General features: G+C 60.5%; 11 protein-coding genes. 5 read left to right on the plus strand and 6 right to left on the minus strand.

Features of this window, described 5'->3' with window-relative positions; genetic code table 11:
- Positions 1-537 precede the first annotated feature (537 nt).
- From repA to repC, 3 genes are all read left to right on the plus strand, one after another.
- Positions 538-1,728, plus strand: a complete 1,191-nt coding sequence (repA, locus tag AC1DLV_RS04110) for a plasmid partitioning protein RepA (RefSeq protein ID WP_476788783.1) — start codon at positions 538-540, stop codon at positions 1,726-1,728.
- Entirely contained in the window at positions 1,728-2,756 is a 1,029-nt protein-coding gene (gene repB / locus AC1DLV_RS04115; RefSeq protein ID WP_476798298.1) for a plasmid partitioning protein RepB, read from the plus strand. Before repA ends, repB begins: the two co-directional genes overlap by 1 nt.
- Before the next feature lie 155 nt (positions 2,757-2,911).
- Entirely contained in the window at positions 2,912-4,120 is a 1,209-nt protein-coding gene (gene repC / locus AC1DLV_RS04120) for a plasmid replication protein RepC (protein WP_476798518.1), read from the plus strand.
- A gap of 129 nt (positions 4,121-4,249) precedes the next feature.
- Here repC and AC1DLV_RS04125 read toward each other — a convergent pair whose 3' ends face one another.
- Positions 4,250-5,437, minus strand: a complete 1,188-nt coding sequence (locus AC1DLV_RS04125; protein WP_476798299.1) for a site-specific integrase — start codon at positions 5,435-5,437, stop codon at positions 4,250-4,252.
- Between the two features lie 302 nt (positions 5,438-5,739).
- Here AC1DLV_RS04125 and AC1DLV_RS04130 point away from each other — a divergent pair, with 302 nt between their 5' ends.
- Both AC1DLV_RS04130 and scpB read left to right on the plus strand, forming a co-directional pair.
- On the plus strand, positions 5,740-6,705 hold the full coding sequence (locus AC1DLV_RS04130) for a DUF1403 family protein (protein ID WP_476798300.1): 966 nt from the start codon (positions 5,740-5,742) through the stop codon (positions 6,703-6,705).
- Positions 6,706-6,708: 3 nt separating this feature from the next.
- Positions 6,709-7,446 (plus strand): SMC-Scp complex subunit ScpB, encoded by a 738-nt coding sequence (gene scpB / locus AC1DLV_RS04135; RefSeq protein ID WP_476798301.1) that lies wholly within the window; start codon positions 6,709-6,711, stop codon positions 7,444-7,446.
- Between the two features lie 153 nt (positions 7,447-7,599).
- Here the strand turns inward: scpB and AC1DLV_RS04140 are convergent, their stop codons facing one another.
- From AC1DLV_RS04140 to AC1DLV_RS04160, 5 genes are all read right to left on the minus strand, one after another.
- Entirely contained in the window at positions 7,600-8,604 is a 1,005-nt protein-coding gene (locus AC1DLV_RS04140) for an SDR family NAD(P)-dependent oxidoreductase (protein WP_476798302.1), read from the minus strand.
- 30 nt (positions 8,605-8,634) lie between these two features.
- The gene (locus tag AC1DLV_RS04145; protein WP_476798303.1) at positions 8,635-10,308 is read right to left on the minus strand and encodes an alginate export family protein; all 1,674 of its coding nucleotides are present in this window, start codon (positions 10,306-10,308) and stop codon (positions 8,635-8,637) included.
- 275 nt (positions 10,309-10,583) lie between these two features.
- The gene (locus tag AC1DLV_RS04150) at positions 10,584-11,645 is read right to left on the minus strand and encodes an ABC transporter ATP-binding protein (RefSeq protein WP_476798304.1); all 1,062 of its coding nucleotides are present in this window, start codon (positions 11,643-11,645) and stop codon (positions 10,584-10,586) included.
- A 22-nt stretch (positions 11,646-11,667) separates the two neighbouring features.
- Positions 11,668-12,489 (minus strand): carbohydrate ABC transporter permease, encoded by an 822-nt coding sequence (locus AC1DLV_RS04155; RefSeq protein WP_476798305.1) that lies wholly within the window; start codon positions 12,487-12,489, stop codon positions 11,668-11,670.
- Positions 12,489-13,373, minus strand: a complete 885-nt coding sequence (locus tag AC1DLV_RS04160; protein WP_476798306.1) for a carbohydrate ABC transporter permease — start codon at positions 13,371-13,373, stop codon at positions 12,489-12,491. The genes AC1DLV_RS04155 and AC1DLV_RS04160 overlap by 1 nt, the downstream gene beginning before the upstream one ends.
- Between the last annotated feature and the right edge of the window lie 79 nt (positions 13,374-13,452).

The following is a 13,452-nucleotide window of genomic DNA, read 5'->3' on the forward strand; positions in this document are numbered from 1 at the left end:
GGCAAGTGTCGCGGACAACCACCTGCGCAGAACGAAGGCTCGCGGAGGCAGGTTCGCAGGAACTGACAGTCACAGATGAAGTTAGCTGGGCGCCAGGAGAGAAGCTCGTCTACCCAGAGCCGGTTGCCTTCCGCTTCTTTGGGTCTTCGCGAGGTTCAGTCGTGGATTTTGCAGCCATCGTGAATCGGTGACACGTTCTCGGCTGACGGTTACGTTTTCTGCCGAAGAACTAGGCAGACGCAGCGCCAGACATCGTACGCTAGCGTTCCTCCTTGGCGAATAATGCTATCGCACAATTTGTGGCAGCAGCCCCGGCGCAGCAACGACCCAGAGGAGTGGTCGTCGCTTCGATCTCAAGCACGCATGCGACCATGTTGTCCGCGGACAACTGGCCATCCAGAAGCTGGAGTTGTCCGCGGACAACCGACTGGCGGCGCTTATGGTTAAGTGTTTGTCAAATCTTTACGAATCGGGCCATACTGTAGCTGCGCAGTTTGGCTTCTTTCTTCACGAAATGCGCAGTTCAAGGTTTGAGGGATGTTGCAGAACAGGTTACACAACGAGCAGGAGCATCTTCCGTCCATGTTGTCTGCGGATTCGCAGGAACTGTCACGGCAGCTACAGCTTCATCAGCAAAAGATATTTCCGCCTTCTTCGCAGAAGACGATCCGGCAGTTTACGCCGTCTGAGGCCGCTTACTACATCGGCATCGGCGAAGGGTATCTGCGGCAAGTGGCTTCCGAAGGCTATGGCCCGGTGCCGTTGGCTAACGGCCGCCGCGTATACTCGCCTGAGGATATGGACCGGATTCGCGTCACCCTCGACGAGAAGAATGGAGCCCAGAAATACGTCCCCAACCGGCGAGCTGGCGAGAAGCTCCAAGTGATCGCCGTCATGAACTTCAAAGGGGGCTCGGCAAAGACCACGACGTCAGCGCACCTTGCCCAATATCTCGCCATAAGGGGCTACAAGGTTCTGGCGATCGATCTCGACCCACAAGCTTCACTGTCGGCGCTATTTGGTCATCAGCCGGAGCTCGATGTTGGCGAAGGTGAGACCCTTTACGGGGCGATCAGGTATGAAGATCCGCGCCCGGTCGCCGATATCGTTCGTGCGACCTACACACCCAACTTGCACATCATCCCTGGCAATCTCGAGCTTATGGAGTTTGAGCACGAAACGCCCACCGCCATTGCTTCTGGGAAGGCCGCGTCCATGTTCTTTGCCCGAATTGGCGAAGCGTTGGCGCCCATCGAGAGCCTATACGATGTCGTGATCATCGACTGCCCTCCGCAGCTGGGGTTCCTGACGATGTCAGCGCTATGTGCCGCAACATCAGTTCTGATCACAGTCCACCCGCAGATGCTCGACGTCATGTCGATGAGCCAGTTCCTGGCCATGACAAGCGAGCTTATGGCGGTGGTGGAGAGAGCAGGGGGCCGCACCAGCTATGATTGGATGCGCTATCTCGTGACCCGCTTTGAGCCCAATGATGGGCCGCAAAGCCAGATGACTGGGTTCATGCGAGCGATCTTCGGCAACCGTATGCTTCAGAGCCCGATGTTGAAGTCCACCGCGATCTCGGATGCAGGGGTTACTAAGCAAACCCTCTACGAAGTGGAACGCGCACAGTTCACCCGCGGCACCTACGACCGTGCCATGGAATCGCTCAACCAGGTCAACTCGGAGATCGAAGATCTTCTCAAGGCCACTTGGGGGAGGAAATAATGGCGCGCAAGAACCTGATTGAAGTCTCGGCAGGCGGAGAGGCACCACGACCTTCCGAGGCACTTTCGGCTTCACGGCCGATTGCCGGGATGGTGCCAGCAGGCATGCGCAACGCTGCCCCGATCGGGGGTATCGCCAAGACACTTGGAAACATCACCCAGAAGGTCGAACGCGCCCACGATCTTGAGCGCCAGATGGCAGAGGGCAACACCGTTGTCGAACTTGAGACAGCGCTCGTCGACGCATCGATGGTGCGCGACCGTCTCGCCATGGATATGGCTGAACTGTCTTTGCTGGTGGAACAGATCAAGGACCACGGACAACAGGTTCCCATCCTTGTTCGGCCCCATCCAGAGATCAAAGGTCGTTATCAGGTGGCTTATGGTCATCGCCGGTTGGCCGCCGTCTCCAAGCTAGGCATTAAGGTTCGTGCGGTCGTTCGAAACCTCACCGACGACGAATTGGTGGTGAGCCAGGGGCAAGAAAACAACGCGCGGACCAATCTGTCTTTCATCGAACGCGCGTTGTTTGCTGCACGCCTCGAGGACCGTGCGTTCGCACGAGACGTGATCATGTCAGCGCTTGGCGTCGACAAGGCCGCACTGTCAAAAATGATCAGCGTTGCGCGCCAAGTGCCTACCGAGCTGATAGAGGCAATCGGGGCTGCGCCCGAAGTTGGTCGGCGGCGCTGGATGGAGTTGGCCGAGTTAGCGATCGCTCCAAAGGTTCCAGACCTTCTTTCAATGCTCTCACAAGAGCCAATGAAGGACGCCTCCAGCGATAACCGATTCCAAGGAGTGATGGACGCACTCACGAGGAAGCCGGGCAAGGCAGCTCCACAAGGCCCGTCCTTGGAATGGGCACCAGCCGACAAATCAGTGAGCGTGACGGCCAAATCGAATGGCAAAACCTACACTTTGGCCCTGAAAAACAAGGATGCCGCAGGCTTTGGCGGCTGGATATCCGCGAATCTTGGTCGCCTCTATGGGGCTTTCAAGGATTCGGAAAAAACTGAAACAGGAGACTGATCGCAAAAGAAAAAGGCCCCCAAACGTTGCCGTCGTGGAAGCCCTTCTCGTAGCTTGAACACCTAGAGAATCGCATTTCCTCGAATCACTGTCAAGAGTTGCGGCACCGAACAGGTGAGCGGATTTCTTTTGCCTCGTTGAAAGGCAAGGAAATGATGGAGAACCATATCTCGACGACGCCCTTTGGGCGGCGGCCGCTGACGCTTGCCATAGTGGCAGGGCAACTGGCAGCCGACAGATGTGCGCCAGGCACCAGTGCCAACAAATGGCAGGTGTTTCGCGCGGTCTGTGAGGCCAAGGGATTGCTGGGGGCGAGCGATCGCGCTTTGGCTGTTTTGAATGCGCTGCTGAGCTTCCATCCTGACACGGAACTCGTAGAAGGGGAGGGGTTGGTGGTGTTTCCATCCAACGCGCAGCTTGCGCTTCGTGCGCATGGCATGGCACCCGCTACATTGCGGCGGCATCTGTCGGTACTTGTCGACTGTGGCCTTGTGGTGCGCCGCGACAGCCCAAATGGCAAGCGTTACGCCCGCAAAGGCTTTGACGGGGCGATCAAGTGGGCCTTCGGTTTCGACCTCTCCCCACTTCTGGCACGTGCTGAGGAGTTCGAGCGTTTGGCTGAGACAGTAAGGGCCGAGCGAAGGGCGCTTTTGCTGGTGCGCGAGCGTATCACCATCCTGCGCCGCGACATCGCCAAGATGATCGCTTTTGGCCTGGAGGAGGGCGTCACTGCCGATTGGCAGCGCCTGCACATAAAGTATCGTGAGCTCGCAGACGCCATTCCACGCACCGCAACGCGGCTTGAACTCGAACCAATTGCCGCTGAGTTTGTTTTGGTTGCCCAGGAGGCCCGCAAGACACTGGAAAATCACGTTAAAACTGAAAAACCAAGCGCCAATGAGTCTCATTTCGAGCGCCACATACAGTATTCAGATACACATCCTCATGAATCTGAACCCAGCCAAGAAAAAGCGCAGTGGACAACTGCCGCAGTGAAATTGGTGACCAAGAACCAGCCACCAACGGGATATCCGCTTGACATGGTGCTGCGTGCCTGCCCGGATATTGCCGATTACGCACGAAACGGCATTTCCGGCTGGGCCGATCTGTTGGAAACGGCAAACTTGGTGGGCGGAGCGCTCGGCGTCAGTCCAGACGCATGGCACCAGGCCTGCGAGGCGATGGGGGCGGTGGACGCAGCGATCATGGTGGCGGCGATGCTGCAGCGGGGTGAGGCGATTGCAAGCCCGGGCGGCTACCTGCGCAGCCTCACAGCCAAGGCCAATGCCGGTGAATTCTCCATTGGACCGGTGCTGATGGCTCTGCTGCGCGGCAGGGGAGGGCCCCAGGCCAGGGCAGGATAAGGTCAGTGGAGCTGCAGCAATTCCTCACCGGCTATTCTCAAGTCGTGCCCAAAACGGCGAAAAAAATGTTCCTACCGCCACAAGTCGAATTCTCGTGCTCTTGACGGCAGGGGAGGAGCCTCACGTCTACTATAGGCCGCTTGCTTTGGTGAGGTTGATGCGGAAGCGGTCCCGACGTTGCTGATAACGGCGTGTCATTTCCGCGCTCGTATCACCGAGTTGCTTTTGCACGTAGCGTTCGTCGACCGCTGCTGACGAGGCAAGGCCGGCGCGAAGTGAATGGCCGGCAAAAAGCTTGACGCGTTCGCCCTCGGTCAGGTCGCCGCGCACGCCGGCAGCCAATGCGCAGCGCTTGACCAGACGAGAAACCTCTTGGTCGTTGAGCCGTTCGGCACCGACGCGCTTGCCATGCCCGGTGACGCGACGGAATAGCGGGCCGTGGGCAATTCTCGCGAGGTTTAACCAGGTTTCCAGCGCCACGACAGGGCAGGTGGAATCAGCTGAACCGCGGCCGATCTCGATCTCGCGCCAGCCGGTCCTACCGCGCAGCGTGACGAGGATGCCCTTGCCGCGGAAGACTTCGATCCAGCCACGGCCGTCCTGTGTCTGGTCGCGGCCGCAGTCGAGGCCGACGATCTCGGAGCGGCGTAGGGCGCCGGCAAAGCCAAGCAGCAGCATCGCGCGGTCGCGCATGCCCCGCAAAGTGCCACGCCCAAGTGTTTCCAGCATGGCGATGAGGTCGTCGGACAGGATCGCTTCATTGTGCCGGGAAGGGCGGGCATGGGCGTTGCGCATGCCTGCCACGACTGTGGCGATTGCGGGCTGTTTCCTGTCGAGGAACAGGCCGCGCTGAGCATAGTTCCAGGAAAGCGACGACAGGCGCCGGTCGATGGTGGAAACGGCATCCTTGCGCGCCGCCGCACCGTCTCCAGCGCTACCCGAGATGCTACCAGAGGCACAAGCGGTGATGTAAAGCCCGACGGTCTCGGGATCGGGCGGCAGTGCCGCAAGGCCCTGGACGCGGAGCCAATTGCCGAAATGCTTCCAGTCCGCGGCATAGGCGCGGCGGGTGTTGGCGGAATTGGCTGCCTCGACATAGCCGCGAGCGCGTTGGGCAGGCCTATCGAGCTGCGCCTGAAGCTGGCCGGAAGGAGCAGCCTCGGTGAGAGAGGGGGGCTTGTCATCTGGAATGACCAAGGTGTCCGGCCCTACCGCCGAATCCAGGTGCTGTTTCATCGCCATCGCGACGTTGATGATGTCGGGAAGAGCGTCGCAATCGCTATCGGCCGCCATGGTGGGTGAATTCTTAGTGTTCATTCCTGTCGCTACAACTTGGATGTCAGCCTGCGAGAAATCATCGCCTTATGGCCGGTTCCAACACCGTCGCGATGAGTCGCACCGGATCGTCGGAAATCAGCTATTCGAAAGGTGCCGCCCATCGAGCAGAACGCCGCCGAGTACCGTTTTCGGCGTTTTGCTCGACGAGAGCGGCCATTGTCGGAATAGAGATCATAACGAGCGATAATACAACATTATCATTCGTTGCAGATTGCCAACAGGCTGTGCGGTTTGCTGCCCAGCAATGGCAATAAGCGCACAGGCTTGTTACACTCCCCAACATGATTCCAACCGCTGCGCCACAGCTCGTCGCCCATCAATCCCCGAGCGTTCCCAGCTGGGCGCAGTGGCGCGGGCATGTCGCAAGCGACGCGGAAGCGGCCTTCATGGCTGGCGCCGCCCTGAACTCCTTGGACAATCTGGTGCGAGGCGAGCCAGCATGGGCCGGCGCATGGCGTCAACGCCAAGCCTTGAAATGCGCCACCGCAGCTGTGCGTCTCGCTGGTCGAACCGAAGATGAAGCGGCGTTGCGCGATGCCGTGCTCATGACCCGGCCTGGCGACGATGTGGGCCCGGCCGGTAACATTCTAACTGGCTGGCGGCGGTTGGCAGCCAAGCCGCCAGTTGTCGATGTCGAGACCCTTGCCAGTATCGTGGAATTGCTCGGCCTGCGTTGGAGCGAGGATCTGGCCACCATTCCCACGCAGATCAACGACTTGGCGCTAACCAGCGACAACAGATCGGCGCCGTTCGCCGCCACAGCGATCGCCACGCAGGTTCTTGCCGTGCGTCCCGATGCCGAGTCGCTCGGATGGTGGCTGGCTGATCTTGTGCTGGCACGGAAGCTGCTCTGGAAAAAGCCGGTACCGGTTTTAATGGCGCAAGTTTTTACGCCGGCCTTCCGCACCGAAGGCGGCCGTGGGATCACCGCAAGAATCCGGTCTGGGGAGCAAAATTTGGAGCGGTCGGTGTGCCTGGCTCTGGCGAACGGCGCCGCCGAGGCCTGCCGGCTGGGGGCAGAGATTTCCCGGCGCGCCGATCGGTTGGTGGCGGTAGCGCCAAAACTACGTGCCAAGGGGGCTGGGGAGGCGATCCAGAAGCTGCTCGATGAAGACGCGATTTCCGGATCGCTGACGACCAGAAACTTGTCACGGTTTGCGTCGCGGCGACTGTTTGAGCGCTTGCGGACGTTCGACGCCGTGCGCGAACTGTCAGGGCGGTCGACGTTTCGGCTGTACGGGCTCTAGGCGATGGCTGATCAGACCGGTCGAGGAGCAGACAAGGCCCAGCCGAAGCAGCTGGACACTGAACTTGAGCATCTGCCGGCGGATCTGCGCTGGCGCGAATGGATGGGCCGGGTCGAAGCCGTGATCTTCGCTGCACGTGAGCCGGTGTCTGCTGAGGTCTTGGCGCGTGTAGTCGGTAAATGCTGCAGCATCGACCTGATCATCGATGACATCCGCAACGAGTTGCGTAGTCGGCCGTACGAACTGGTCGCTGTTGCCGGCGGCTGGCAGCATCGGACCCGCCGGGTCTATTCCGACGCAATCCGGGCAGCCACGGGGCAGGGCGCGAATGGCGGGCCGGGGTCAAAAACCCTGTCGCAGTCGGAAAGTCTCGTACTGATGTGCATCGCCTATTTCCAGCCGATCACCCGTGCCGATCTGTCATCCTTCTTAGGTAAGGAAGTCAGCCGCGATCTGATAGGTGTGCTGCGCTCGCAAGACTTCATCGCCTCCGGCCCCCGCAGCCCGCAACCGGGAGCGCCCTATACCTATGTGACGACGCGGGCGTTTATGTCCCACTTCGGGCTCAATACGCTGCGCGACCTGCCCGACTTCGAGTCGCTAGAGGATGCCGGTCTGCTTAGCAAAGACAAACTGCTGGCGGGCGATATTCCCGTCGGCCCTCCAAGAGGCGAAGGGGACGATGACAGCGACCTATCGGATAGCGGAGCCTTTGATGGTGAGGCGATGATGGAAATCTAGCAGCCAATTAAGGCCGATCAGATCGTCGTCGCAATAGCGTGTCCAGGAAGGCGTGAGTTAGGGAAGTGGAGTTGTGGTCCTGTTCGGCGCTGCCTCAGTGAAACGTCCGCCGTATCATCGCGTTCAGGTCGGGCGTTCTTGTTCCTTCCTCATCTAGTACGACGTCCAGCCACCATCGGTCGGGAACACGCCGCCGGTGAAATTGGACGCCTCGTTGGACAAAAGGAAGAGCATCATCGACACCTGCTCGGCAATAGTTGCCGGGCGATGCTTGGGGTCGGCATAGGCAAGCAGGCTGAAGGTCTTGGCTCGACCCATGTTAGGCCCAGTCGTTTTGTTGGCCTTCGTGGCCTCGGCGACAAGGATTCCCGCGCGCTCGACCATCGGAGTGTCGGTCGCTGCCATGTTGACGGAATTGACCCGGATGCCATGCGGCGCGTAGTCGATGGCCGCATTGCGGGTGAGGCCGTTGACCGCATGCTTGGAGGCTACGTAAGCGGGGTTTCCGGCCAGGCCGGTCATGCCGGCGATGGAGGCCACGTTGACGATCGCTCCGCCGCGCCCTTGTGCAACCATCTGCTTGAGTTCGGCGCGCATGCAGCGGAAAACGCCACCTGAATTGGTGTGAAAGACACGATCCCAATACTCGTCGGTGGCCTCGTGGATCGGGGCGAAGATCAGCGGCTTCTGTGCCTGGTAGTTAATCGGATCGCCCGAATAGACGCCGTCCATGACCCCCGCATTGTTGAGCGCCAGGTCGAGGCTGCCATAGGTGGCAACGGCCGTCTTGACCATCTTTTCGCAGGTGTCGGTCTCGCCGACGTCGCCATAAACAAAGGTGGCCTTTCCACCGAAAGCGACGATGTCGGCGATGGTCTTTTCGCCGAGATCCTTGATCCAGTCGACGCCAATGATGTTTGCGCCTTCACGGGCGGCGCGGAGCGCAGCGCCAGCGCCCATGCCACGAGCGCAACCGGTGACAATGATAGTCTTGCCCTTGAACCTGTCGGGAACGAAATAGTCCGGGTTCGCTGGCTGTATCTCGACCACTCCGTCGACTGTTTCCTGAGCTTGAGCCGAGTCGACGACTCCGAGCGCAGCACCTGATGCGGCGGCGGCGGATAGCGCCATGCCTTTCAACATATCTCTGCGTTCCATGCATAGTCTCCCTCTTGTCCGTAAGGATATCTAGTAGCCAATCCTGAGGAACAGCATCGTGCTGACCCAGGGCTTTGCGGTCGACCCCAACGCCATGTCGATCGCTTCGCCGGGGAATGTTGCCGCGACATGCCCTTGCACGAACATGTTCTTCGACATGAAATACTTCGCTGTCAGATTGGCTTCGAAGCCGAGGTCCTTCGAGCCGAGAAACGACAAAGCGGGATTGCCACCCAGATTGGTCGTCGACTGGGCCCGAAACAGCCAAAGCTGGGGCACCAATTCGATCTGTGGTGTCGGGCGAAATCTTACCTGGAAACGATGGGCGATCAGGTTCGAGTTCTGAAACACCTTGAAGTGATTGATGCCTTCGACCCATTGCTCACCGTTGCCGCCCGACAGCAGCGGATCCCAGCGCTCAAAACGGGATGTGTTCGGGTCGTCGCCTGAAAACTGCGCATAACGATAGCTGATCGTTGGCGACCACGGCAGGTCGGCAAAGCTGTATCCCGCCTCGCCGTAAAACGCATAGGCGGCCATGTCGAAGTTTTCGTTGCGCTGGAAGCCAGCTTCGGCCGCAATGAACGGACCTGCTTCAGTGGCAGGGTTGCGCTGCCATCTCAGGCGGGCGTCGTAAACCTGCAACCCCTTGCGGGAAAAGACCTCTGAGGTCGTGTAATAGGTAAAGTCGGACTCCGGCACCTGCAGGAATGTCGCTCCGACTTCCAGTTGGCCCCATAACTTCGTTTCGAAATTGGCGCCCACGATTTTCGTCTTGCTGTCGATTATCGGCAACTCGTCGGGATCGAGGTAAAATGCTTCGAACATGCTGTTGTTGTATTTGACCTGCCCCAGCGCCTGCATGTCGGCAGCCCAGCGTGGATTGGACTGCAGCGCGCCGCGGTCGCCACCGTTGGACGCCGTATTGGCGATCAGAAAGCCGTCGCCGATGCTGAACCTCTGGCGTCCAACCGAGGCATTGTAGACCAGTCGTTGGCCCTCTTCGGTGGCAACGCCACCGACCATGCCGGCGAATGCATCTTCAGCGCCGAGATACATGCGGCTGTTGTCCGTGAACAGCTCCTGCCCGGCCGAGCCGCTCAAGACGGCGCTCGCGCCGCCATAGGCATAGATCGACTGCGTCAGGGGTGCGATGCCGTAGAGACCGGTATGTACGAAGCCTTCGAGCCAGTTCGAATAACCGAGCCCTGCGGTCTTGCCCTCAACCAAGGGATTGCCGTTGAGCATCAGGTCCGGGCGGCCATACCAGGCATTGTTGTTGCCATAGTACATGCCAAGCGTTTCGAACCTAGCCCGGATATAGACGCCATTGTTGTCGAAGAGGACAGGGAAGTCGCTCTTGTAACCCGCCATCACCCCGCGTGGACCTGCAACGGTGGCTTCATTGCTCAAGGTCACGCTGACATCGAGCACAACACCGCCGGTTGGGCCAAAGCTCACGCCGTGGGCGATGTCGACGATCTGCGGATTGCGCCTTGCCGTCGACAGGGCAAGGTCGGTGGTCGTGCGCTGGTAGCGGTCGGAGGGAAATGTGCCAAGCGCGCGGCGCACCGCATCCTCGACACGCGAGTTCCGAGCGGCATCGGGGCTCGGATTGGAAATCGTGACATTGATGGCTTCGATGCGCAGATTTTCATCTACGTCGCTGATGCCCTGACCGCGCGCTTGACTTGACCATTCCAAGGGCAGGCTCAATCCGGCCAAGGCGCCGAAGACGATCCCGGCAAGCGACAGTCCACCAATTCTCGTCTTAGATATCGTCCCAGACAGACCCTCACAGTTTAGTCCGCCCATAAGGTCCCCTGGCAATGAGCTGGCATGCAATTTGCCGTACAACAAGGTGGCACGAGCAGACCTAGCGCAGCTGCGGGCTTAGTCAACACGATCGCGCGGCCACAACGCTCTCGTCTTGGGCTTTACAAACCCCGACCAGCGGCTCTGTCCAATCGATTTCGCGATCAGGCGGCGCGGGTGATCGCGGAACCGTCAGCGTCGAACAACGACACGCGCGCACCGTCAATGGCGATGCCAACAGTCTCGCCGATGCGCACCGGCGTATCCGCGGGCGCGTTGACGTTGATCAGGCCAAGCCGGTCGTTGCGCACGAACACACTGGTGTTGCCGCCGAGATATTCGGCAACCTCTACCGAGCCGCGGCAGTTGCCGGCCTCGGGCGAAACGAGCGTCAGATGCTCGGGGCGGGCGCCGAGTTGGGTTGGCGTGCCGGAGAAGGCGAGGGCAAGCGCGCCCTGTCCGGAAAGATCGAGCTTGCCTTTATCAGAGGGCGCGCAGGCGAGCACGTTCATTTTTGGGCTGCCGATGAACTGGGCGACGAACAAATTGGCCGGCCGCTCGTAAAGCTCGTGCGGGCTGCCGTGTTGCATGACGCGGCCTTCCTTGAGCACGACGATGCGATCGGCGAGCGTCATCGCTTCGACCTGGTCATGCGTGACGTAGATCATGGTGGCGCCGAGTGCGCGGTGCAGCTTGGCGATCTCGAGGCGCATATCGACCCGCAGCGCTGCGTCGAGGTTGGACAGCGGCTCGTCGAACAGGAAGGCGACTGGCTGGCGCACGATCGCGCGTCCGATGGCGACGCGCTGGCGCTGGCCGCCCGACAGCTGGCGCGGGTAGCGGTCGAGCAGATGGGTGAGCTTCAGCGTGTCGGCGGCCTGGTCGACCTTGGCCTTGATCGCATCCGACGAGAGTTTCGCGAGCTTGAGCCCAAAGCCCATGTTCTGGCGCACTGTCATGTGCGGGTAGAGCGCGTAGGACTGGAACACCATGGCAAGTTGCCGCTCGACTGGCGGTGCCTTGGTGACGTCCCGGCCGTCAATCAGCAGACGGCCGGAGGTGGTTTCCTCGAGGCCGGCGATCATGCGCAAAAGCGTGGACTTGCCACAGCCGGACGGCCCGACGATGACGACGAACTCGCCATTGGCGATGTCGAGATCGAGATCCTTGATGATCTCGGTGCCGCCGTAGCGTTTGCCGGCTTTTTCCAGCGAAATCGTGCTCATTGAATCCTCCGAAGAAACTGTCTCAGCCCTTGACCGCGCCTGCTGTCATCGAGCCGCTGATCTGGCGATACATGATGAGGCCGAGCAGCATCGGCGGCAGCGCGCCGACGATCATGACGGCGGAGGCCACGCCCCATTGCACGCCGCCGCCGCTGGCGGCGAAGAAGAACGAGGCGCCGACGGTGATGGGCACGGCCTTGGACGTGGTCAGCATCAGGCCAAACAGGAACTCGTTCCAGGCGGTGATGAAGCCGAAGATCAGGCTGGTGACGATGGCCGGCCGGCAGAGCGGGGCGATGACCCTGGTCAGGATCTGGAAGCGCGTTGCGCCGTCCATCAGTGCCGCCTCGTCGAGTTCGCCCGGCAGGTCGCGAATGGCGTTGACCAAGATGACCAGCGCCAGCGGCAGGTTGACGATAGTGAGGATCAGGCCAAGGCCGAGCCGGGTGTCGAGCAGCGCCAGCCACTGGAACATCATGTAGAGCGGGATGGCGAAGATGATGAGCGGCACGGCGCGCACGTTGACGATGAAGGGCAACAATGTGCGCTCGCCGACCTTACCGCGAGCGATCGCATAAGCCGCGGGCAGAGCGAGTGCTACGGCAAGCAAGGTGCCGAGCGCCGCGACCGCGACGCTGTTGGCGAGATAGAGGAAGATGTTCAGCCGGTCGGAGACCTTGAAGACGGCGGCATAGTTGTCGAGCGTCGGCGCGTAGACCCACAGGCCCGGATTGGTCGACAGCTCGCGCGCACTCTTGAGCGATGTCGAGAGCGTGACGAGGATTGGGAAGTTCATCGCGAGTGCCGCGATGGCGAAGACGAGCCAGCGAAGGGCGTTGATCATCAGCGGGCTCCCTTGCGGCGGGCGGCAAGCGCGTTGAGGCCGTAGAGCACGGCGAACGACACCGCAAACAGGATGACGGAAGCCGCGACCGCCTTGCCGATGGCGCCCTGCTTGAAGAAGGCCTCATAGATGTAGATCGACAGCGAGGCGGTCGAGCCGCCAGGGCCGCTGCCGGTCAGTACATAGATGTTGTCGAAGACGCGGAAGCCATCGATGAAGCGGATGAGCAGGGCAACCACGATGGTTGGCGCCATTAGCGGCAGTTCGATGTACCAGAGCCGGTGGCGGTAGCGCGCACCGTCCATGGCGGACGCCTCGATGATCTCCTTGGGGATGGCCTGGTAGGCCATATAGAACAGCAGGAACGCGAAGGGCGTCCACTGCAGCGTCTCGACCACGACCAGCGTCCAGAAGGCCGAGGCCGGCCCGAGGAAAGAGAAGCTCGCGCCGAACCAAGTCCAGAGATAATAGGGCACCGGGCCGACGAATTCGTGCAGCACCAGGCGGTACATCAGGCCGACAAGTGCCGGCGCCACCATCAGCGGCAGCATCAGGATCGCCATCAGCCAGCTGCGCTTTTCAATGAGCGGCGACAAGAAGATGGCGAGGAACAGACCGAGCGCGCATTCGAGTAGCGCCGTCAGCAAGCCGAAGCGCAGCGAGAACCACGTCGCCTGCCAGAACGATGAGTCGTTCCAGACGGCGGCAAAGTTGGAAAAGCCAGTGATCTCGGGGTGCCGCAGGTTCTCGAAGGTAACCTCCGAGACCGAATAGACGAGATTGACGATCGCCGGGAAGCCAAGGAACACCAGCAGAAACAGCACCACTGGGACAGCCAGCAGCCTGAATTCGGACGAGGGGGCGCGTTGTGAAAGCGTTGTCATCAATCGATCTATGGCTGGCTTCCCAATGGAAGCAATAGTGGCTGGTGGGCCGAAGCCACGGGGCCTCGCCAACTTGCTC

The sequence above is a fragment of the Aminobacter sp. 01T433 genome, from assembly GCF_056398585.1.

Bases quoted from the DNA above. Each gene is read 5' to 3' on its own strand.
- AC1DLV_RS04130 (WP_476798300.1), top strand. From the start codon at position 5,740: ATGATTCCAACCGCTGCGCCACAGCTCGTCGCCCATCAATCCCCGAGC.
- AC1DLV_RS04150 (WP_476798304.1), bottom strand. From the start codon at position 11,645: ATGAGCACGATTTCGCTGGAAAAAGCCGGCAAACGCTACGGCGGCACC.
- scpB (WP_476798301.1), top strand. From the start codon at position 6,709: ATGGCTGATCAGACCGGTCGAGGAGCAGACAAGGCCCAGCCGAAGCAG.
- repA (WP_476788783.1), top strand. From the start codon at position 538: ATGTTGCAGAACAGGTTACACAACGAGCAGGAGCATCTTCCGTCCATG.
- AC1DLV_RS04140 (WP_476798302.1), bottom strand. From the start codon at position 8,604: ATGGAACGCAGAGATATGTTGAAAGGCATGGCGCTATCCGCCGCCGCC.
- repC (WP_476798518.1), top strand. From the start codon at position 2,912: ATGGAGAACCATATCTCGACGACGCCCTTTGGGCGGCGGCCGCTGACG.
- AC1DLV_RS04155 (WP_476798305.1), bottom strand. From the start codon at position 12,489: ATGATCAACGCCCTTCGCTGGCTCGTCTTCGCCATCGCGGCACTCGCG.
- AC1DLV_RS04160 (WP_476798306.1), bottom strand. From the start codon at position 13,373: ATGACAACGCTTTCACAACGCGCCCCCTCGTCCGAATTCAGGCTGCTG.
- repB (WP_476798298.1), top strand. From the start codon at position 1,728: ATGGCGCGCAAGAACCTGATTGAAGTCTCGGCAGGCGGAGAGGCACCA.
- AC1DLV_RS04125 (WP_476798299.1), bottom strand. From the start codon at position 5,437: ATGAACACTAAGAATTCACCCACCATGGCGGCCGATAGCGATTGCGAC.